This is a genomic window from Pseudomonas sp. P5_152 (assembly GCF_033989915.1).
Taxonomy (GTDB): domain Bacteria; phylum Pseudomonadota; class Gammaproteobacteria; order Pseudomonadales; family Pseudomonadaceae; genus Aquipseudomonas.
This window is the reverse complement of sequence record NZ_JASFAH010000002.1, coordinates 538810-560066: the sequence shown is the minus strand read 5'-3', so window position 1 is coordinate 560066 and position 21257 is coordinate 538810. Positions and strand designations below refer to the sequence as shown.

Annotated in this window: 17 protein-coding genes and 1 pseudogene; 6 read left to right on the top strand and 12 right to left on the bottom strand. The window is 63.8% G+C overall.

The features are described from left to right. Positions 1 to 30 precede the first annotated feature (30 nt). Positions 31 to 867 carry an AraC family transcriptional regulator gene (locus QMK50_RS02325; protein WP_320332426.1) on the top strand — a complete coding sequence of 279 codons (837 nt, stop codon included), beginning with the start codon at positions 31 to 33 and terminating at the stop codon, positions 865 to 867. A 51-nt stretch (positions 868 to 918) separates the two neighbouring features. After that, the gene (locus tag QMK50_RS02320) at positions 919 to 1515 is read left to right on the top strand and encodes a LysE family translocator (RefSeq protein ID WP_159996479.1); all 597 of its coding nucleotides are present in this window, start codon (positions 919 to 921) and stop codon (positions 1513 to 1515) included. 122 nt (positions 1516 to 1637) lie between these two features. On the opposite strand, the gene QMK50_RS02315 is transcribed toward QMK50_RS02320, so the two are convergent. Further along, a complete protein-coding gene (locus QMK50_RS02315) occupies positions 1638 to 2279 on the bottom strand; it encodes an alanyl-tRNA editing protein (RefSeq protein WP_320332425.1) in 642 nt (213 codons plus the stop codon). A gap of 56 nt (positions 2280 to 2335) precedes the next feature. Then, the gene (locus tag QMK50_RS02310; RefSeq protein WP_320332424.1) at positions 2336 to 3268 is read right to left on the bottom strand and encodes a LysR family transcriptional regulator; all 933 of its coding nucleotides are present in this window, start codon (positions 3266 to 3268) and stop codon (positions 2336 to 2338) included. A 129-nt stretch (positions 3269 to 3397) separates the two neighbouring features. On the opposite strand from QMK50_RS02310, the gene QMK50_RS02305 reads away from it, so the two are divergent. Next, the gene (locus tag QMK50_RS02305; protein WP_320332423.1) at positions 3398 to 4801 is read left to right on the top strand and encodes an MFS transporter; all 1404 of its coding nucleotides are present in this window, start codon (positions 3398 to 3400) and stop codon (positions 4799 to 4801) included. A 572-nt stretch (positions 4802 to 5373) separates the two neighbouring features. Next, positions 5374 to 6930, top strand: a complete 1557-nt coding sequence (locus QMK50_RS02300; protein WP_320332422.1) for a TerC family protein — start codon at positions 5374 to 5376, stop codon at positions 6928 to 6930. A 30-nt stretch (positions 6931 to 6960) separates the two neighbouring features. Here the strand turns inward: QMK50_RS02300 and QMK50_RS02295 are convergent, their stop codons facing one another. Beyond that, positions 6961 to 7725, bottom strand: a complete 765-nt coding sequence (locus QMK50_RS02295; RefSeq protein WP_320332421.1) for an alpha/beta hydrolase — start codon at positions 7723 to 7725, stop codon at positions 6961 to 6963. A 30-nt stretch (positions 7726 to 7755) separates the two neighbouring features. On the opposite strand from QMK50_RS02295, the pseudogene QMK50_RS02290 reads away from it, so the two are divergent. Both QMK50_RS02290 and QMK50_RS02285 read left to right on the top strand, forming a co-directional pair. Next, positions 7756 to 8586: pseudogene (locus QMK50_RS02290) on the top strand (aldo/keto reductase); the annotation flags it as partial. A 106-nt stretch (positions 8587 to 8692) separates the two neighbouring features. Beyond that, complete coding sequence (locus QMK50_RS02285; RefSeq protein ID WP_320332419.1) at positions 8693 to 9700, top strand: Ldh family oxidoreductase; 1008 nt, start codon at positions 8693 to 8695, stop codon at positions 9698 to 9700. Positions 9701 to 9913: 213 nt separating this feature from the next. On the opposite strand, the gene QMK50_RS02280 is transcribed toward QMK50_RS02285, so the two are convergent. From QMK50_RS02280 to QMK50_RS02240, 9 genes are all read right to left on the bottom strand, one after another. Next, the gene (locus QMK50_RS02280; protein ID WP_320332418.1) at positions 9914 to 11500 is read right to left on the bottom strand and encodes an aldehyde dehydrogenase (NADP(+)); all 1587 of its coding nucleotides are present in this window, start codon (positions 11498 to 11500) and stop codon (positions 9914 to 9916) included. 108 nt (positions 11501 to 11608) lie between these two features. Beyond that, positions 11609 to 13003: a fosfomycin efflux MFS transporter AbaF gene (abaF, locus tag QMK50_RS02275; RefSeq protein ID WP_320332417.1), complete on the bottom strand. Its 1395-nt coding sequence runs from the start codon at positions 13001 to 13003 to the stop codon at positions 11609 to 11611. A 71-nt stretch (positions 13004 to 13074) separates the two neighbouring features. Further along, a complete protein-coding gene (locus tag QMK50_RS02270; protein WP_159996461.1) occupies positions 13075 to 13992 on the bottom strand; it encodes a dihydrodipicolinate synthase family protein in 918 nt (305 codons plus the stop codon). Positions 13993 to 14105: 113 nt separating this feature from the next. Then, positions 14106 to 15134 (bottom strand): trans-3-hydroxy-L-proline dehydratase, encoded by a 1029-nt coding sequence (locus tag QMK50_RS02265; RefSeq protein WP_159996459.1) that lies wholly within the window; start codon positions 15132 to 15134, stop codon positions 14106 to 14108. A 1066-nt stretch (positions 15135 to 16200) separates the two neighbouring features. After that, positions 16201 to 16923: an amino acid ABC transporter ATP-binding protein gene (locus QMK50_RS02260; protein WP_159996457.1), complete on the bottom strand. Its 723-nt coding sequence runs from the start codon at positions 16921 to 16923 to the stop codon at positions 16201 to 16203. Continuing rightward, positions 16916 to 17566 carry an amino acid ABC transporter permease gene (locus QMK50_RS02255; RefSeq protein ID WP_095169115.1) on the bottom strand — a complete coding sequence of 217 codons (651 nt, stop codon included), beginning with the start codon at positions 17564 to 17566 and terminating at the stop codon, positions 16916 to 16918. The genes QMK50_RS02260 and QMK50_RS02255 overlap by 8 nt, the downstream gene beginning before the upstream one ends. A gap of 10 nt (positions 17567 to 17576) precedes the next feature. After that, positions 17577 to 18242: an amino acid ABC transporter permease gene (locus QMK50_RS02250; protein WP_095169116.1), complete on the bottom strand. Its 666-nt coding sequence runs from the start codon at positions 18240 to 18242 to the stop codon at positions 17577 to 17579. Further along, positions 18235 to 20013 carry an aconitase X gene (locus QMK50_RS02245; RefSeq protein ID WP_320332416.1) on the bottom strand — a complete coding sequence of 593 codons (1779 nt, stop codon included), beginning with the start codon at positions 20011 to 20013 and terminating at the stop codon, positions 18235 to 18237. Before QMK50_RS02245 ends, QMK50_RS02250 begins: the two co-directional genes overlap by 8 nt. A 10-nt stretch (positions 20014 to 20023) precedes the next feature. Beyond that, positions 20024 to 20842 (bottom strand): transporter substrate-binding domain-containing protein, encoded by an 819-nt coding sequence (locus QMK50_RS02240; RefSeq protein ID WP_095169118.1) that lies wholly within the window; start codon positions 20840 to 20842, stop codon positions 20024 to 20026. Positions 20843 to 21257: the final 415 nt, after the last annotated feature.

Sequence of the window (21257 nt, the reverse complement as noted above, 5' to 3'; positions counted from 1 at the left end):
TTTTTGCCCAGGGCTGGCGCCGGAGGCACCATGGACGATCACCACTGGATCGAACTGTCCCAGGATCCCGACACTGGGATCGAGTCGATCCGCGCGCATTTCCAGGGCCACGCCTATGACCCGCACTGGCACGACAGCTTCCTGGTGGGGATCACCGAGCAGGGGGTGCAGCAGTTCAATTGCCGGCGGGTGCGCCACCTCAGTACGCCTGGCAAGGTGTTCATGCTGGAGCCGGGGGAAATCCACGATGGGCAGGCCCCGACCGAGGAAGGTTTCACCTACTCCATGCTGTACTTCGATCCGGCGTGGCTGGAGCAGCAACTGCGCTTGCTGTTCGAGCAGGTGCCGCAGCACAGCCAGTTGGGCTTCGCCGATACCCTGAGCCAGGATCCGGGCCTGGCAATGTGCATTGGCCAGGCTTTCCATGCGCTGCACCGGGGCGAGTTGCGCATCGTGCGCCAGAGCGCCACCGACAACCTGTTGGCCGCGCTCACCCGGCACCTCGACTGGCGTCAGCGCCAGACCTTTGATCCGCGCCTGCCTCGGGTGGCCCAGGTGGCGCGTGACTACCTGCAGGCCCACGCCTTTGAAGACATCGGCCTGGATCAATTGGCCCAGGTCTGTGGCGTCGACCGTTTTCGCCTGAGCCGCGCCTTCAAGGCGGCGTTCGGGCTGGCGCCCCATGCCTATCTGATCCAGCTGCGCCTGGCCCGGGCGCGCCTGTGGCTGGCGCGGGGCGAAACCCCAGCGCAGGTTGCCAGCGCCCTGGGTTTTGCCGATCAGAGTCATCTGGGGCGCTGGTTCCGCCGTGCCTATCGGCTCACCCCGGCCGATTACCGCAAGCGCTGCTCAAACCTTCCAGACTGAACCCCGCCGGCGCGCGAGCATGGACCCCTGTCTGATCAAGGAGTCCCTGCCATGCTGTCGTTCCTGCCTTTTCTGTTGTTTGCCTTCGTGGCCTCGATCACCCCGGGGCCACTCAATATCCTGGTCCTGAGTCACGGTTCCCGGCGCGGACTGGTTGCCACCCTGCCGATTATTCTCGGCGCCTGTGTCGCGGCGGCGCTGGTGGTGTTGAGTGTCGGGCTCGGGCTGGGTGAGACGCTGCTGCGGTTCCCGCGCGTGCAACAGGCGATGGTTTGGGCCGGGGCGTTGTGGCTGAGCTGGTTGGCCTGGCAGATCTTTCGCAGTCCACCGCCGGCGCTGGATTCGACCGACACGCGCGACGCCGGTATGGGCGTGCTCGGCGCCGCGGCCCTGCAAGTGATCAACCCCAAAGTCTGGATGATGGCGGTGGCCGTGGCGAGCGTGTTTGCCGGCGACGGGGAACAGGCGTCGCGGATGTTGCTGTTGTCACTGTTGTTCCTGTTGACCTGCCTGCCGTGCATGACCCTGTGGGCGCTGTTGGGCGTGGGCAGCGCCCGGGTATTGCGTTCGCCCCGGGCGTTTGTGCGGATGAACCGTGGGTTGGCGGTGTTGCTGCTGCTGTCGGCCTGGTTGGGCGTGTTGGTGTAGGCATCATCGATGTTGAATGGGCCGGCCCCATCGCGGGCAAGCCCGCTCCCACAGTGGTTCTGGGTGTTCGCAGATTTTGGGTACACCTACTCAACCTGTGGGAGCTGGCTTGCCAGCGACGCCTAGAGCAACGTGATTTCGATGCGTTCCTTGCCTTTGCCGGTGTTCTTGCGCTTGAGCTTGAGGGCGCCGATTTCCCCGGTGGAGCGTGGGTGAGTGCCACCACAGGCCATTCGCGCAAATCCTTCGACGTGCCAGTAGCGGCGCTGCGCGGCTTCATCGCTGAAGGCGGTGATGATGGGCAGGTCGGCGCTTAACAAGGCAACGACCTGGGACTCGATCTGCGGGAACAGGGTGGCGATGCTGGTCTCGCGGGCAAAGTCGATGCGCGCCTTGTCGGCCGAGATATGGGCACCGATGCGAGTGATGTCCGGTTCAAGCTGGTAGACCAGTTGCAGGACCATTTCCGCAGCAAAATGCAGGCGCATCAAGCGGTAGCGCCGCGCCCAGTCAATGCGCATCTCGACCTCGCTGCCCACCTGCAGGCCATGCCCGGTGGGCAGGGTGTAGACAATCTCCAGGCCGTGTTTTTCCGCCGCCAGCACTGCAAGGCCCGCGAGGGTTCCGCTGTCACTCTCCTGGCCACCGGAAAAGGCAAAGAACACTGTCTGTTCGAGACACACCGCATCCCCCTCGACCGCGGTGACCCGCGTTTGCAGCTCGGTTCGATAAGGGTCTTGCCAGAAGAGCTTGTGCGTCGCCATGGTTTGCCACCGTCCTTGAGCAGGTTGATGGCGAGATCATAGAAGGGTTGTTGGCTTCAGGCTTGAACGATCTTGCTCAACGTGTCGGGTTGAGCAAGCACCTGGGTACACACCTCGCGTATGCAGCCGCGCAGCCAGCGATGGGCAGGGTCGGCGTCCATTCGTGGGTGCCAGATCAGCGACAGGCCGATGGCCGGGGTGGGCAGCGGCAAGGTGAAACTGAACAGCTCACTGCGCAAGTGCCGGGTATGGCGCTCGGGCACCGTGGCGATCAACTGCGAGTCGCGGGTCAGCGCCAACGCCGCAGCGAATCCACTGACCAGGGTCGCGATGTTGCGTTGCAGGCCCTGGCTATTGAAGGTTTGATCCAGCAGCCCCTTGGCCAGGCCCCGACGGGAAACCAGCACGTGTTGCCCGTCCATGTAGCGGGCAACGGTGATTTGGCCCTGGCTCAAGGGGTGCCCGTGGCGTACCACGCCGACAAAACGATCCTCGAACAGCAGGCGAGTGTGCAGCTCGGGGCTGGTCCCTGGCTCGACCACGCCAGTGTCCAGGTCGACGCTTCCCTCGCGCAGGGGGGCGCTGTCCTTGCTGAGCTTTTGCAGGAAGTACACGCGCACACCGGGCGCCTCTGCGGCCAGGCGCTGGATCAATGCCGGGCCGAAGTTTTCGACAAATCCGTCGCTGGTGCGCAGCGTGAAAGTGCGCACCAGATGCCCGATGTCCAGCTGTTCGACGGGGCGCAACACGGCGCTGGCGTCCTGCACCAGTTGGCGCACCTGTTCGCGCAGCTCGATGGCCCGTGGCGTCGGTACCAGGCTGCGCCCGGCCCGCACCAGCAGCGGGTCGCCGGTGGTGCTGCGCAAACGTGCCAGGGCCCGGCTCATCGCCGAGGGGCTCAAGTGCAAACGCTGGGCCGCGCGCGCCACACTGCCTTCGGCGAGCAGGGCGTCCAGGGTAATCAGCAGGTTCAGATCAGGCGTCGACATTGGGCAACGGTAGCACGCTGCGCACCTGGGATGGCGTTTGCTGCAGCTATAAAGTGCAAATGCTGCGTCTTCCGCCTTGTCTCACTCAGGCATAGGCTTTCGCCCATCACCGAGCGCAAGGCCTAATCCATGAACACTCTCTCCCCAACAACCGCCGCCCAAGCGCCACCGAGCCGCTGGGCACTGGCCAGCCTGTCACTGTCGATGCTGTTGCCGTCACTCGATACCAGTATCGCCAATGCTGGCCTGCCAGCCCTGGCCGGGACGTTCGAGGCCTCTTTTGCCCAGGTGCAATGGATTGTCCTGGCCTACCTGCTGAGCATCACCACCTTGCTGGTCAGTGCCGGTCGCCTCGGTGACCTCATGGGGCGGCGACGCCTGCTGCTGTGTGGCATCAGCCTGTTCACCCTGGCCTCATTGCTCTGTGGCCTGGCGCCCAGTCTTGGCTGGCTGATCGCAGCACGGGCGCTGCAGGGACTTGGCGCGGCGATCATGCTCGCCCTGACCCTGGCGTTGGTGGGCGAGACTGTGCCCAAGGCGCGGATTGGCAGCGCCATGGGCCTGCTGGGCAGCCTGTCGGCGATCGGCACCACGCTGGGTCCGGCGCTGGGCGGGGTGTTGCTGGTCGCCAGCGGCTGGCAGGCAATCTTCCTGGTCAGCGTGCCGCTGGGCCTACTCAATAGCTGGCTGGCCTGGCGCTACCTGCCGGCGGATGGGCCGTTCGCCAAAGGCAAACCGCGCGGTTTTGATCTACCGGGGAGCCTGGTGCTGGCGTTGACCCTGGGTGCCTACGCGTTGGCCATGACCCAGGGGCACTGGGTGCTGTTGCTGCTGGCAGCCGCGGGCGCTGGGCTGTTTGTCTGGCGCCAGGGGCGGGTGGCGGTACCCTTGGTCCGCCTGCAACTGCTGGGCGATCGGCAATTGAGCGCGGGTCTGGCCATGAGCCTGCTGGTGTCGACGGTGATCATGTCGACTCTGGTGGTCGGGCCGTTTTACCTGGCTCGCGGCCTGGGGCTCGATGCCCTGGCAGTGGGGTTGGTGCTGGCGGCGGGGCCCGCAGTCGCGGCCCTCAGCGGTGTGCCGGCCGGGCGCCTGGTCGACCGTTGGGGCACGCGCCGCATGACCCAGGCCGGGCTGTTGGGGATGGCGCTTGGCGGCACGTTGCTGGCGCTATTGCCGAGCGCCAGCGCAGTGCCCGGCTACCTCATGCCGATGCTGTTGCTGACCGCCAGTTATGCGTTGTTCCAAGCGGCCAACAATACCTCGATCATGGCCGGCATCGACCCGCAGCAACGGGGCGTGGTGGCAGGCCTGCTCAGCCTGTCGCGCAACCTGGGGCTGATCAGCGGGGCGGCGTGCATGGGCGCGCTGTTTGCCTTCGCCACGGCGGCGGATGTGTCGATTGCGTCTGCGCCCGCATTGGCCCAGGGGCTGCACGCCAGCTTCGCGGTGGCCACCGTGTTGATCATTCTGGCGTTGCTGATAAGCCATTTTGCGCTGGGCAAACGCGGTCAGTCAGGCACTCCCGACTGATTTTGATCAGGCTGAGCGTCTCGACGAGCTCGCCTTCAACCAAGCCGTACAGCGCCATCTGATACGTATTTTTCATCTGTACCTGACGCTGTTTTCGGTACAGCCGGGGCGCCACAATAGGGCCGTAACCCTGGACAAATTTTTGGAGGCGCGATGTTCAAGATGGCGATGTTTCTCGGTGGATTCTTGCTGCTGACAATCATGATCGGCGCCCTTGCCACCATTTCCCCGGTGTAATCACTAGTCGATCGTGTCAAATCTTGTAATAACTCTGCGCGGCAGAAAAACCCTGCCGCACTGTAGGATCATGGACCCAATTTTCTACAGGTCCGTATGAACACCCTCCTGGAGCCTCCCAGTCGCTTCGCTCACCTTGCAGCCTCGTTTCCCTCAGTCAGCGCCCGTAGGTCCATCGCACCTACCACGGTTGCGTTGAACCGCCCAGGCACCTTCCTCGCCTGTTGCGCAGCACCCTTTACCCCGAACCAAACCGCCCCCATTGTGCGTTGCAGGGCGTCGTACTTGCGTGCGCGTCAATCGTTCAAGCTGATTCGAGAGAGTAAATAATCCCTATGGAATGGATTGCAGATCCCACGGCCTGGCTTGGCCTGTTGACCCTGATTGTGCTGGAGCTGGTGCTCGGCATCGACAACCTGGTGTTCATTGCCATCCTGGCCGACAAACTGCCGCCCGAGCAACGTGACCGTGCCCGGGTCATTGGCCTGTCGCTGGCATTGCTGATGCGCCTGGGCTTGCTGGCGAGTATTTCGTGGATGGTGACCCTCACCGAGCCTTTGATCGAGGTGTTCGACAAGGTCTTCTCTGGCCGCGACCTGATCATGTTGTTCGGTGGTGTGTTCCTGTTGTTCAAGGCGACCATGGAGTTGCACGAACGCCTCGAAGGCCACGTTGCCACCCGCACCGGGACGGCCGCCTATGCGCTGTTCTGGCCAATCGTGGCGCAAATCGTGGTGCTGGATGCGGTGTTCTCGCTGGACGCGGTCATCACTGCGGTGGGCATGGTCGAACACCTGTCGGTGATGATGATTGCCGTGGTGTTCTCCATAGGCCTGATGATCATCGCCAGCAAGCCGCTGACGCGCTTCGTCAACGGCCACCCGACGGTGATCATGCTCTGCCTGGGCTTTTTGATGATGATCGGCTTCAGCCTGACCGCCGAGGGCCTGGGTTTCCACATCCCTAAAGGCTACCTCTACGCGGCCATTGGCTTCTCGATCCTGATCGAGCTGTTCAACCAGTTGGCGCGGGCACGGCGCAAGAAGAGCCTGCAAGGGCACCGGCCGATGCGCGAGCGCACTGCGCACGCAGTGTTGCGTTTGCTCGGCGGGCGCAGCTTGCACGCCGATGAAGTGGGCGAGGAGATTGCCGACATGCTCGACGGCACTGACGCCGATCAGGTCTTCGATCGCCGCGAGCGGGTGATGATCAGCGGCGTCCTGCAATTGGCCGAGCGGCCGATCCGCAGCGCGATGACGCCGCGGGCGGAGGTCGATTACATTGACCTGGCCGACTCGGCCGAGGCGATCCGGACCACACTGATGCACTCCTCGTACTCGCGGTTGCCGTTGATCCGCGAGGGCCGCATCGATGAGCCGCTGGGCTTCGTCCACAAGAAAGAGCTGCTCAAGGAATTGCTCGCAGGCCACCAGCCCAACCTGGAAGCCATGGCCCGCACGTCGATCAACCTGCTGGAGAGTTTTTCGATCCTCAATGCGCTGGAACAGATGCGCAAGGAGTCGACGCACATCGCCTTTGTGGTGAACGAGTTCGGTGACTTCATTGGCTTGCTGACCATGACCGACATCCTTGAGTCGATCGCCGGCGAGTTGCCGGACGCCAGCGAAATCGAAGGCCCGAACATCGTGGCCCAGGGCAATGGTTTCCTGGTCAGCGGCGCCTTGAACCTGAGCCAGGTTCGCCAGCAGATCGGCTTCCAGGCCAAGGCCACGGATGACTACCAGACCCTTGCGGGACTGGTCATGAGCCTGCTGGACCGCCTGCCGGTGATTGGCGACACACTCACCTGGGAAGGGTGGAACCTGACCGTGGTCGAGGTCGAAGAGCGGCGGGTGACGCGGGTATTACTTAGCCCAGTGTTGCCAAGTTGAATGAACGTCCTGCGGCCGTTGACGCAGCCCTCACATCCCATCGCGCAGCAACGGCAGGTACCTGGGGCTGGCGGCGATGGAGTTGTGTCCCGTGCCGGGTATGACCTCGAGCCTGGCCACGCCGGGGGCGAACTGGCGTAGCAGACGCTCGGTGCTGGCGCGGGGGATGACCTCGTCATGTTCGGCGGCCAGCAGCAGGGTGGGCACCTGGATGCGCGGGGCGTACTTCCAGGATTCGTAGCGGTCGCGCAGCAGCCAGTGCACCGGGAAGATTGGCAACTGGCGCGCGGCCAGCTCTTCCAGGCTGTTGTAGGGGGTAATCAGGATCAGTCGCGCCACCGGCCGTTGGCTGGCCAGGCGCACCGCGACCCCAGAGCCTAGACTGCGCCCGACCACCACAACCTGTCGGTGCTTGGCGTAGACCTGATCGAACAGTGCCAGCGCATCCGCGGCAATCGCTTCCTCCGAAGGTGAGCCGCCGCTGCCGCCAAAACCCCGGTAGTGCATCAGGTACAGGGTGTGATCGGCAAAGGCCTGGGCAAACTGCGGCAGGTTCGCCGAGACATCCTCGGCATTGCCGCCGAAGTAGATCAGGGCCTGGGGAGCGTCGCGCTGGCGGACGCTGACCAGCACCTGGGTCTCATCCACTGCGAGCCTCAGTAGGGTTGTTGCGCTGTCAGCGGAACGCGCTTGCGGGTAGTAGATCAGCGCGCGCTGGAACACCCACAGTCCCGCACAGAGCGCCAGGTAAAGCGCTACAGCGATGAGCACGATGGACATCAGGATGCGCGACATTCGTCTAACGTTAGTACATCGATCGGACCAGGAGGCATGAACATGCTGACCCGCGCCATTCCTTCCAGCTCCGAACCCTTGCCCATCGTCGGGTTGGGCACCTATCGCGGCTTTGATGCCGCGCCAGGAGAGGCTCCCTACCAGCAACTGCCGGCAGTGCTCAGTGCGCTGTTCGCCAAGGGCGGCACGCTGCTCGACAGCTCGCCGATGTATGGTCGGGCCGAACAGACCAGTGGCGAGTTGCTGTCGATCCATGAACCGCGTTCGCCGGCCTTCCTGGCGACCAAGGTGTGGACCCGAGGTCGCGATGAAGGCATTCGACAAATGGAGCAGTCCTTGCGCTTGCTGCAGACTGACCGCGTCGACCTGATGCAGATCCACAACCTGCTGGACTGGCAGAGCCATCTGCCGACGTTGCGTGAGTGGAAGGCGGCCGGGCGGATTCGCTACATCGGCGTCAGCCACTACAGCGCCAGCGCCTATGCCGAGGTCGAGGCCCTGCTCAAGGCCGAGCCACTGGATTTCCTGCAGATCAACTATGCCCTCGATGACCGGGCCGCCGAGAAGCGCCTGTTGCCGTTGTGCCGCGAGCACGGGGTGGCGGTGATTTGCAACCGGCCGTTTGGCGGCGGTGACTTGCTGACCAGGCTCAAAGGCAAGCCGCTGCCGGGTTGGGCGGCACAGGTGCAGGTCAGCAGTTGGGCGCAACTGGCGCTGAAGTTTGTGTTGTCCCATAGCGCGGTGACGTGCGTCATCCCCGGTACCCGCCACCCACGCTTCATGAGCGAAAATGCCGGTGCCGGTTTTGGCTCGATGCTGACGGGGGCGCAGCGTGAGCAGTTGATTGATCTGATCGACTGACGGATTGCGCCAGGTTGTGCCGAAATCGTCATCGCCCAGGCTTAAAGCGATCAAGCCGGGGGCGGTGGAATGGGCGAGTCTGGACGGTCTGTTCAAGGAGCTGACTATGATCCGACTGTCCCTGGCCGAAGCCCGCGAGCTGGCCGAATCGATCCTGCTGCACAACGGTTTTAACTCCGCCCACGCCCAGGCAGTGAGCAACACGGTGATCGCCGGCGAGCGCGATGGCTGCGCCTCCCACGGTTTGTACCGGGTTCTCGGCTGCGTGAATTCACTGCGGGCCGGCAAGGTCTCGGCCGATGCCGAGCCCCAGGTCATCGACCAGGCGCCCTCGATCGTGCGGGTCGACGCGGCCGGCGGCTTTTCCCAACTGGCGTTCCAGGCCGGGTTGCCGATGCTGGCGGCGAAAACCCGGGCCAACGGGATTGCTGCCCTGGCGATCAATCGCTGTGTGCATTTTTCCGCGTTGTGGGTGGAGATCGAGCAACTCACCGCGGCCGGCCTGGTGGCGTTGGCCTGCAACCCGAGCCATGCCTGGGTCGCACCGGCTGGCGGCAGTCAGCCGGTGTTCGGCACCAACCCGATTGCCTTCGGCTGGCCGCGCGCGGGCCAGGAGCCGTTTGTCTTTGACTTCGCCACCAGTGCAATCGCCCGCGGCGATATTGAATTGCACCGCCGGGCCGGCAAGGCGATTCCCCAAGGCTGGGGCGTGGATGGGCAGGGGCAGCCGAGTACCGATGCCAACGTGGTGCTCGACAGCGGTGCGATGCTGACCTTCGGTGGGCACAAGGGTTCGGCACTGGCGGCCATGGTGGAGTTGATCGCCGGGCCATTGATCGGTGACCTGACCAGCGCCGAATCCCTGGCTTACGATGCGGGCAGCAAATCCTCGCCGTACCACGGCGAACTGATCATCGCCCTCGACCCACGGCGCTTCCTTGGCGACGCCACCGAGCAACACCTGGCCCGTGCCGAAACCCTGTTCCAGAGTATCGAAGGCCAAGGCGCCCGCTTGCCGTCGCAACGCCGCTATGAAGCGCGAGCCCGCAGCCTGGTGGAGGGCGTGCAGATCCCTGAGGCGCTGTACCACGACCTGAAGGCGTTGTTGGCCTGAACCCTTAGAAGTAGCGGGCTCCCGCTTGCGGCGCCCGCTTGCGGCCTGCTTGCGAAGGACTCAATGACGGCGCGGTGAATCAGGCTTTGCGCGTCATCGTTGACGACCATCGCGAGCAAGCCGCAAGCGGGCGCCGCAAGCGGGCGCCCGCTCCTACAGTGATATTAGGTGCCCACAGGTTCCGCATACACCCGCTCACCTGGAGCAACCCGCTTATTGGCTGATGGCTTCACGTTGCTGTTTGCCGTCAACCAGGCGGTTGATGCCCAGTGGGTTGGCGTTTTTCAGGGGCTCGGGCAGTAGCTGGTCGGGGCAGTTCTGGTAGCACACCGGGCGCAGGAAACGCTCGATGGCCAGGCTGCCGACCGAGGTGCCACGGGCATCGGAGGTGGCTGGGTAGGGGCCGCCGTGGACCATCGCATCACACACCTCGACCCCGGTCGGGTAGCCGTTGAACAGCACCCGGCCAACCTTCTGCTCCAGCAGCGGCAACAGCTCGCCATGGGCCTGCAAGTCAGCGGCTTCGGCAATTAGCGTCGCCGTCAGTTGACCGTGCAAGCCGTGCAGCGCGCGCTGCAGTTCAGCGGCGTCGGCCACTTCCACCAGCACGGTGGTCGGACCGAAGACTTCCTCCTGCAACAGCGGATCACCCTCGAGCAACAGACGGCTGTGGGCCTTGAACAACTGCGGCTGGGCCTGGCGACCCTGTTGCGCGCGGCCGGCGAGGTGGCTGACCTGCGGATGCGCGTGCAACGCTTCGACCCCCCGGGTATAGCTCGCCAGCGTGCCGGCGTTGAGCATGGTTTGCCCCGGCTGCTCGGCCATCAGGGCACTGAGCTGCTCGATGAAGGCACTGAATTCGCCAGAGCGAATCCCGATCACCAAGCCTGGGTTGGTGCAGAACTGCCCGCACCCTTGGACCACCGAGGCCACTAGTTCACTGGCGATTGTCGTACCCCGTACCCGCAGGGCTTCGGGCAGTACCAGCACCGGGTTGATGCTGCTCATCTCGGCGAACACCGGGATCGGTTGCGGGCGTGCGGCGGCCATGTCGCACAGGGCTCGACCGCCTTTTAATGAACCGGTAAACCCGACTGCCTGGATCGCCGGATGCTTGACCAGGGTTTCACCGACCCCGGCACCGTAGATCATGTTGAACACACCCTTGGGCATGCCGGTCTGTTCGGCGGCGCGGATGATCGCATCGGCGACTCGTTCGGCCGTCGCCATATGCCCGCTGTGGGCTTTGAACACCACCGGGCATCCGGCGGCCAGGGCTGCGGCCGTGTCGCCGCCGGCGGTGGAGAAGGCCAGGGGGAAATTGCTGGCGCCAAACACTGCCACCGGACCCACACCGATCCGGTACTGACGCAGGTCCACGCGGGGCAATGGCTGACGATCGGGCAGGGCGCGGTCGATGCGCGCGGCATAAAAATCGCCGCGGCGCAGGACTTGGGCGAACAGACGCATCTGGCCACTGGTGCGACCCCGTTCGCCCTGAATGCGCGCTGTCGGCAACGCGGTCTCGCGGCTGACCAGGGCGATGAACTGTTCATCCAGCGCCTCCAGTTGTTCGGCGATGGCCTCGAGGAACTCGGCGCGGCGACTGGCCGCCAAGCCGCGAAAGGCCGGATAGGCGCTCGCGGCGGCCTGGGCGGCGGCGTCCACCTCAGCCTCGGTAGCCTGGCTGAAAGCGTAGGGCAGGGGCTCGCCGGTGCTGGCGTCGTAACTGCGCAAGGTTTGGCTGCCAGCGGCGCTGCGGGCACCGCCAATGTAGTTGTGGCCGAGAAGGTCGGACATGCAAAAGCTCCTGTGAAAAATGGGGTCGGCTCTGCTGGTTTTGTCGGGGCGGGAGCACGCCGCAAGCGGGGGCCGCAAGCGGGGGCCCACCCCAACAGACAGACCGGGTTACGCCAGTGAGTCGGCGCGGCGTGGGGTGGTGGCGTTCGGGTCGAGGGCGGCGATCCGTGCCGCGGACTCGGCATCCACCAGGTGCAAGGACTTGCCACGGGTTTCCCGAGTCAGGCCGACGGCCACGATGGATATCAGCGACGCGCCGACCAGGTACCAGGCGATCGGTGTCGAGCTGTGGTACTTGTTCAGCAGGGTGATGGCGATCAGCGGAGCCAGCGAACCGGCGAAGATCGGCGCCACCTGGTAGCACAGCGACAGGGCGGTGTAGCGCACATGGGTCGGGAACATCTCGGCCATCAGCGCCGAGTAGGGCGCGTAGGTCATCGACTCGATGGCCAGGCCCAGGGTAATCGCCGCCATGATCAGCCAGTTGTTGCCGGTGTCCATCAGCGGGAAGCCGATGAAGCCCCAGAACGCGGTGAGTACGGCCCCGGTCAGGTACACCGGTTTGCGTCCGACGATATCCGACAGGTAGCCCATCAGCGGAATCAGGAAGAAATGCAGCAGGTGGGCGCCGAACATCAGGAACAGGATTTCCGAGGTGTCCTTGTGCACCACCAGCTTGAGGTACGTGATGGAGAAGGTCACCACCGTGTAGTAGAGGATGTTCTCGGCAAACCGTGCGCCGATCCCGACCAGCACCGCACGCCAGTGATGGCGCAGGACTTCCACCACCCCCAGTTGTTGCTGCTTGGTCTGCGCCTGGCGAGCCTGGGCTTCCTTGAAGATCGGGGCATCGTCGACGCTGGTGCGAATCCAGTAGCCGATCAGTACCACCACGGCCGAGAACCAGAACGCTACGCGCCAGCCCCAGGCGAGGAATTGCTCCTCGGACAGGTTCGACGACAACAGCAGCAGGGCGACCGTGGCCACCAGGTTGCCCGCCGGAACCCCGGCTTGCGGCCAACTGGCCCAGAACCCACGACGGTTGTCCGGGCAGTGTTCGGAGACCAGCAGGATCGCGCCGCCCCATTCACCACCAAAGGCGAAGCCCTGGATCAATCGCAACAGCACCAGTAACACCGGCGCGGCATAACCGATCTGGTCGAAGCCGGGCAGGCAGCCCATGAGGAAGGTGGTGATGCCGACTACCACCAGGCTCAGTTGCAGCAGGCGCTTGCGGCCGAATTTGTCGCCGTAGTGACCGAACACCAGGCCACCCAGGGGACGGGCGAGAAAGCCTACGGCGTACAGGGCGAAGGCGGCGATGATGCCGTCGATGGGGCTGTCGGTCTGGCGAAAGAACAGCTGGCCGAAGACCAGTGCCGAGGCCGTACCGTAGAGAAAGAATTCATACCATTCGGCGACGGTACCGGCCATGGCGGCGCCGACGACACGTTTGAGTCCTGCGGGGGTGGTTGCGCTTTGAGTGGGTTGAGCGTTGGACATGCTGGCGTTTCCTGTAGGGGCGCAAAAACAGGCAGCCGGGCCGGACCTGCGAAGGTCCGCCCGGCACTCACTCAGAGACCGACGTCCGGCAACTGCGGACGGTTGGCCAGAGCCTTGGCCATGATCTGCTCGACGAATGCCCGATCGGCTTCCGGCAGGGCCAGGCGTGGCGGACGGGTCAGCGCGCTGCCGCGACCGGCGATGGCTTCACACAGCTTGATGCACTGCACCAGGTCGGCACGGGCATCGAGGTGCAGGATCGGCATCAGCCACTCATAGATCGGCATGGCTTCGGCGAAGCGCCCGGCCTTGGCCAGGCGGAAGATGGTTTCGCCTTCCTTGGGGAACACGTTGGACATGCCCGAGACCCAGCCTTCGGCACCCACGGCGATGCTTTCCAGGACCACGTCGTCGAGGCCGGCGAACAGCACGAAGCGATCGCCGACTTCATTGCGCACATCGATGAAGCGCCGGGTGTCGCCGGAGGAGTCCTTGAAGCACACCACGTTGTCGCAGTCGGCCAGGGAAATCAGGATGTCCGGGGTCACGTCGTTTTTGTAGATCGGCGGGTTGTTGTAGACCATCAGCGGCACGTCGGCATTTTTCGCCACGTAGCGGTAGTGCTCGGCGGTCTCGAACGGCTTCGAGCCGTAGACCAGCGCTGGCATCAGCATCACGCCATCGACCCCGACCCGGCGCACGGCGTTGGCCACTTTGGCCGCTTGCACGCTGGTGAACTCGGCCACGCCACAGATCACCGGGACTCGACCGCGGGAAGCGTCGACCGCGACTTCGGTCACGGCGATTTTCTCTTCCGCGGTCAGGGAGGTGTTTTCGCCTACCGAACCGCAGACCACCAGGCCGGATACGCCATCGCGAATCACGTTGGAAATCACCTGGTGGGTTTTTTCCAGATTGATCGAGAAGTCATCGTTGAATTGGGTGGTCACCGCGGGGAAGACGCCACTCCAGTTAATGCGCTTGCTCATTGTTGCCTCCGATTGGTTTTTTGTATTTCGTATACGATATTTTAAATGCCGAAGCTCGGCTAGTGCTTTTTGCAAAATAAACAGGGGTTTTGCTGCCGTTGGTCCGGGCAGACTCAGGCGCCGGGCCAGGTGTCCGACAAGCGATAGCCTTGTGGCCACGGGTCGCTGGGGTCGAGCAGGTGTTGATGGGTGCCGGTGATCCAGGCCCGCCCGGAAATGCACGGGTAGATGGCCGCGCGTCCGGCGACTTCGGTCAGCGAATCGATGCGGCAGTGGAACTCGGAGCCAAGGATCGAGCGGCCGATAAAGCGTTCGCCGACCTGCATCAGGCCCTTGGCGTGTAACACCGCCATGCGTGCCGAGCAGCCCGTGCCGGTGGGCGAGCGGTCGATCTTGCCGGGCTGGATCACCACCGCGTTGGCGCCAGTGGCGATGCCGTTCTCCACCACGATCGGGGCCGCCAGTTGGCAGAAGGAAATGTGCGACCACTCTGGGTTCAGCGGGTGGACGAAGCCCAATTGCTCGTTGGCCGCGCGGGTGATCTTCAGCCCGACCGCCACCAGGTCCGCCGCCTCATCGGGACGAATCGAGAAACCCAGGGCTTGGGCATCGGCGATCACAAAACTGTCGCCGCCGTAGGCGGTATCGACCTGCAGCGATCCCAGGCCTTCGACTTCGATCCAGGCGTCGAGGCGATCGGCGAAGGAGGGCACGTTTTTCACCTCCACCCGTTGCACCTTGCCGTCCCGGCAGTCGGCGACCGCTTCGATCAGGCCGCCCGGGGCTTCGAGTACCAGCCGGGTTTGTGGTTCGGTCATCGGCAATATGCCGCTGTCCAGCAGCACGGTGGCCACGCACAGGGAATTGGACCCGGACATCGGCGGGGTGTCGGCCGGTTCCATGATGATCCAGCCCATCTGCGCCCGCGGGTCCTTGGCCGGCACCAGCAGGTTGACGTGGCGGAACACTCCGCCGCGCGGTTCGTTGAGCACGAAGTTGCGCAGGGTCTGGTCCTGGGCGATCCAGCGCGACTGTTCCCACAGCGTGGCGCCGGGTGGCGGCGCAACGCCACCGACGATTACATCACCGACCTCGCCTTCGGCGTGGCAACTGACGACGTGAATGACTTTTGATGAACGCATGCTGTCCTCCTGTTGTTGTCTGTTTGGGCCTTATCGCGAGCAGGCTCGCTCCCACATTGATCTGTGGCGGCCATCGATTTTGTGTACACCACCCAACCCTGTGGGAGCGAGCTTGCTTGCGATGGTCGCAAGAGCGACGCGTTTGTCCAGACTGCACATGTCTTCGTTGACGACCATCGCTGGCAAGCCAGCTCCCACATTGATCTGTGGCGGCCATCGATTTTGTGTACACCACCCAACCCTGTAGGAGCGAGCTTGCTCGCGAAGGTCGCAAGAGCGACGCGTTTATCCAGACTGCACATGTCATCGTTGACGACCATCGCTGGCAAGCCAGCTCCCACATTGATCTGTGGCGGCCATCGATTTTGTGTACACCACCCAACCCTGTGGGAGCGAGCTTGCTCGCGATGGTCGCAAGAACGACGCGTTTATCCAGACTGCACGTGTCATCGTTGACGACCATCGCTGGCAAGCCAGCTCCCACATTGATCTGTGGCGGCCATCGATTTTGTGTACACCACCCAACCCTGTGGGAGCGAGCTTGCTCGCGATGGTCGCAAGAGCGACGCGTTTATCCAGACTGCACGTGTCATCGTTGACGACCATCGCTGGCAAGCCTGCTCCCACATTGATCTGTGGTGGCCATCGATTTTGTGTACGCCACCCAACCCTGTAGGAGCGAGCTTGCTCGCGAAGGTCGCAAGAGCGACGGGTTTATCCAGACTGCACATGTCATCGTTGACGACCATCGCTGGCAAGCCCGCTCCCACATTGATCTGTGGTGGCCATCGATTTTGTGTACACCACCCAACCCTGTGGGATCGAGCTTGCTCGCGATGGTCGCAAGAGCGACGCGTTTGTCCAGACTGCACGTGTCATCGTTGACGACCATCGCTGGCAAGCCAGCTCCCACATTGATCTGTGGCGGCCATCGATTTTGTGTACACCACCCAACCCTGTGGGATCGAGCTTGCTCGCGATGGTCGCAAGAGCGACGGGTTTATCCAGACTGCACGTGTCATCGTTGACGACCATCGCTGGCAAGCCAGCTCCCACAGGATTGGGGTTATTTCACCGATTTGAGAAACGCCGCCGTCTCTGCGTGCAGCGGGTTGCCGATGACCTGGTCCGGCGAGCCGATCTCGTGCACCAGGCCGTTGCGAAAGAACGCCACGCGGTCGGAGACATCCCGCGCGAAGCGGATTTCGTGGGTCACCAGGACCATGGTCATGCCGTCTTCGGCGAGCATGCGCATGGTGTCCAGGACTTCGCCCACCAACTGCGGGTCGAGGGCCGAGGTGGCTTCGTCGAACAGCATGTAGTCCGGCGACATCGCCAGGGCGCGGGCGATGGCCATGCGTTGTTGCTGGCCGCCGGAAAGCTTGCCGGGGAAGGTCTTGAGCTTGTCGCCCAGGCCCACGTGAGTCAGTTGCCTGACCGCCAGCTCCTCAGCCTCGGCCTTGCTTTTGCCCAGTACTTTGCGCGGCGCCAGCATCACGTTCTCCAGGACCGTCAGGTGCGGGAAGGCGTTCCATTGCTGGAACACGATGCCGATTTTCTGCCGCAGGCGGTTGAGGTCGGTGCCGTTGCCGTGGACCTCGATGCCGTCGACGCGGATGTTGCCTTTCTGGATCGGTTCCAGGCCGTTGATGCACATCAGCAGGGTCGACTTGCCGGAGCCCGAGCCGCCGATGATCGACACCACCTCGCCCTTGTTCACCGTCAGGCTGACGCCCTTGACCACTTCCAGGTCGCCGAAGGATTTGTGTACGTTGTCGATCTCAATCATTTTCTTGCCACCTTCTTTCCAGACGAGCGCCCAGGCGGGCAACCACCAGGCTCATGACGTAATAGATCAGACCCGCGACGCACAGCACCAACAACGGCTCCTGGATGCGGGTGACGATGGTTTGCGAGGCGCGCAGCAGTTCGACGATGCCGATCCACATCACCAGCGCGGTGTCTTTCATCACGCTCAGGACCAGGTTCAGCCAGCCGGGGAAGGCCACGCGGGTAGCCATCGGCAGGACGATCCAGCGCAGGTCCTGCAGGTAGCTCAGACCCAGGGAGCGACTGGCGCGGCGCAGGGTGTAGGGCACCGAGAGCACACCGCTACGCACGATTTCGGTGAAGTACGCAGCGGCGTACACCCCCAGCACGATGCAGCCGACACTGAAGGCGCTGATGTTCAGGCCGACGATGCTTTTCAGCGAGTTGAACAGCACGAACTGGATCAGCAACGGCACGCTGCGAAACACGTCCAGCACCCAGGCCAGGGGCAGGCTGGCCCGTGGCATCAGGGCGCGCAGCAAGCCAAACAGCAGCCCGGCCACGGTGCCGAGGATGATCGACCAGAACGTCAGTTGCAGCGTGACCCAGGCACCGTTGAGCAGGAACAGCAGGTCATTGATCGAGAAGCTGGTGGTAAACATGCTCACTTCCTCAGTAACGGAACAGCCGCCACGACAGCAGTCGGGCCACCGCGACGATCGCCTTGGCAATCAGGTAGTACAGGACCGCGGCAATGGCGAAGTACTCGAAGGTGCGGAACGTCTTGACGTTGTAGTCCTGGGTCACCCCGGTCAGGTCATTGTTCAGCCCGACGATCACCCCCAGCGAGGTCATCAGTACCGCCCAGACCATTTGATTGGTCAGCGGGTAGAAGACGATGCGCAGCAGTTGCGGGACGATGATCAGGCGATAGGCCTGGAACGCGCTCATGCCCAGCGAGCGTGCGGCGCGCACCTGGGTGTCGGGCACGGCCTTGAGGCCCCCGCGAAAGTTTTCCGCCAGGTAGCCGGCGTTGTTGAAGGTGATCCCGGCGAGCAGGGCGAACCACGAACTGACATGCAAGCCGAGCGAACCCAGGCCGAAGTACAGAACGTAGATCTGGAACAGCGACGGGGTGTTGCGGGCAATCGATACCCAGCCGTTGCCGATCCCGCGCAGCAGCGGGTTGCGGGTTTCGCGCATCACCGTCAGGGCCAGGGCGATCAGCACCCCGAAGATCATCGACAGGGCTGCCGTCTCGAAGGTCACCAGGGCGCCGGCAAGCATGTCCGGCAGGGCGCGCAGGGCTGAGCGCCATTGGAAGCTGTAGTCAAACATGCGCAGGATTCTCCAGGCGGGCAGCAGGTTGCAGCCAGGCCGGCAGGCGTCCGCTGGCCGTGGCGGTGCAGGCGGCTTCGACACATTCCTTGAGGCTGGCGAAGTGCACCTTGCGCCCCACCAGGCCGGGTGCGTAGTGGGCGTATTTGCCCGAGTTGGTCATCAGGGTGGTGGCCGTCAGCGGGATCACCGGCTCGCCGAGCATGCACCAGCAGGTGTCGGTGACCAGGGTCGCGCCGAAGGCTTCAATCACCGCGATGTGCCCGGCGGCTCGCGCCTGCTCCAGCACCGCACGGCCGCAGGTGATGGCGACCACCACCGCGGGGTGCTTGTGCCGGCCGCGACACAAGCGCGCCAAGTGGCCAAATTCACTCAGGGAAAAGTGCGGGTTGCCCAGAGAGACCATATCGACCCGGCTGTCGCGGGCGCTGTTGAGTTCACCCCAGCTCACCAGCAGGTCTTGCAGGTGGATGTTTTCCTGGGGGAGCAGGACATCGGCCTCCAGCACCTGGCGCGGGTCGAGCGCCTCGGGGGTGACCCCGGCAATATGGAACATCGGCGCCGCCGAAGTAGTGGCGAACGCCGCGCCAAAGGCCTTGAGGTCATCCAGGCTCGGCTGGTGCTGTTCCAGGCCCAGCACCAGGGGAATACGACTGCCGGCCAGGGCGCCGATGTGGTAGCCGAGCAGCGGGTAGAACGCGTCGTCCAGGTCCGCCAGTTCGGGTACCTGCACCTGCAGACCGGCCTTGCGCTGGGCGTCCAGGTGGCAGCCGATCAGGGGCGCACGACCGGTGAGGGCAATGCAGATGTCCAGGTAGTCCGGGTACTTGAGGGTCCGCGCGCCGAGCACGCTGTTGGCGTAGACCACGGCATTCGATTCAGCCCAGACAATCTGCTCGCCGGCCTGGGGGGCGCTGTCGAGCAGATAGGGTGCACAGGTGAAGCTCAGTTGTGCGCCCATCGCCATGTAGGCATCTCCCAGGGCACTGGCCGGTACGCCGAGGGCAGGATCGATGCCCAGTTCGCGCCAGCGGCGCTGGTCCACGGAGATCGAATTGAGGGTGGTGGGCACGCGCACTTTCGCGCCCCACTGCACCAGTTGTTCGGCAAACCGCAGGCTGGCCGGACCGGTATAGATGCAGCCGTCGATGTGCGCCTGGGTGACATCCACCAGGCGTTGCGCGCCCTGCAACCGGGCCATGCGCAGGACGATCTGCATCGCCACTTGCGCGGCCTGGCCATGGTGGCCGGCGAGCAATGCCTGATCCAGTTCGCTGAGCTCCAGGGTGCTGTGGTTGTCGGGTTTGCGCAGGGTGTTGTCGGGTGCCTGCCAGGCATCTCCGGGTGTTTGCTCGAACAGGCTCAGGGCGCTGTCTTCGACCCGCGCGACCGCCATGCCGCGCAGGGTGGCAAAGGCCTCCCGGCCGATGCACAGCACCGGCAGGGAACGTTGGAAAATCGTCTGCGCCACGAGCACGCCCAGGGTCAGGATCTCATCCGGTTCGGCCAGCACCAGTGCCGCTGGGGCATGACCGTTGCTGATCAACTCCATCAGCACGCTGCTGCCAGTACAGGAGCCGCGGCCGCTGGGAATCGCCAGCACCCGGCCGGCCAGGTGTTGGCCGCTGAGGGGGTGGTGACGGTCGATGACCTCACCGCTGCACGGATCGACCCCGCCCCAGAAACTCAGGCCGACATCGGCGAACAGCAAGGCGCCTTCGGCGGCGCCCGGGACCAGACAGCGCCCGGTCAGAGAAGTGAGCCTAGGCATGCCGGACACCTTAGTAGTAGACCTGAGGCACGGTCAGGTTGGTCGGCGGGATCTCGGTGCCGACCCATTTGACGAACAGCTCTTTGTAGCGCCCGGTGCGCACCTGCTGGTTGACAAACAGGTTGAGGTAGTTGAGCAGGCCGTACTCGTTACGCTTGGCGCCCAACGACACGTAGTCGATCACGTAGGGTGCGTTGCCGGCGATTTTCAGGTTCTTGTATTTGCCCGACTTAATGGTCGCGGCGGCAACTGTGTTGGTCACGATCGTGGCGTCGATGTGGCCCTGGGCGACCGCCAGCAAGGTGTCATTCTGCGACTGGTAGGCGCGGAAGCTGCCGCTGCCCCAGCTCTTCACGTCCTTTTCCAGGGCAATCGCTTCATAGGTGCCGCTGGTGTTGCCGACGGGTTTGCCCTTGATGTCGTCGAAGCTGTTGATGCCGGTGTTGTCGCGGGTCAGCACCACCATCTGGAAGGCGAAGTAAGGCACGGTGAGGCCGACGGTCTTGGCCCGCTCCAGGGTGTCGGAAGTGGAGGCAACGATCACGTCGGCACGGCCCGAGACCAGCGCCGGAATCCGGTCGGGGAACGGCGTCTCCACCACTTCAGCCTCGACCCCGAGGATCTTCGCCAGGTCGTGGCAATAGTCCACGTCGAAACCCGCCGGGTTGTTACCTTCATCGCGAAAACCCATGGGCGGGAAGTCCAGGGTCACGGCGCAGCGCAGCTTGCCCGAACCGACGATGTCGTCGAGCTTGTCGGCCTGGGCGGTGGCAATAAAGGAGGTACTGAGCACAGCGCTGAGGGCTACGGCAAATGCGGGGTTTTTCATAGAGGCCTCGTGATGGGTGAAGTGCTGTTGGGTAGCGTATTGGGGATTTCGTATACGATATTAACAATAGCAATCAACGTGCCTGTTTCCAGTGTAAAAGCAGATTTTTTTCTCAGCCCTTGCGGTAGGGGTGCTGCGGTGAGGTGGCTGGAGGCAGAGCGACAGCATGGCCGTCGGGGGAGGTGGGGGACGGTGTTACATATGGGAGCAATGGGTGGGCGCACGCCCCTTTTAGGAACACCTGGGGCAAGGGGAGAGAGCTGTCGGATGTTCCACCGCAACTACAGCGCGTGGCACCTGATTCATCGCGGCGTAATGGGGTTCTTCGCGAGCAGGCCGCAAGCGGGCGCGCGCTCCTACAGTGGTTTCGGGTACTCGCAGATGTTGCAGGCACCAAACCTGTAGGAGCGAGCTT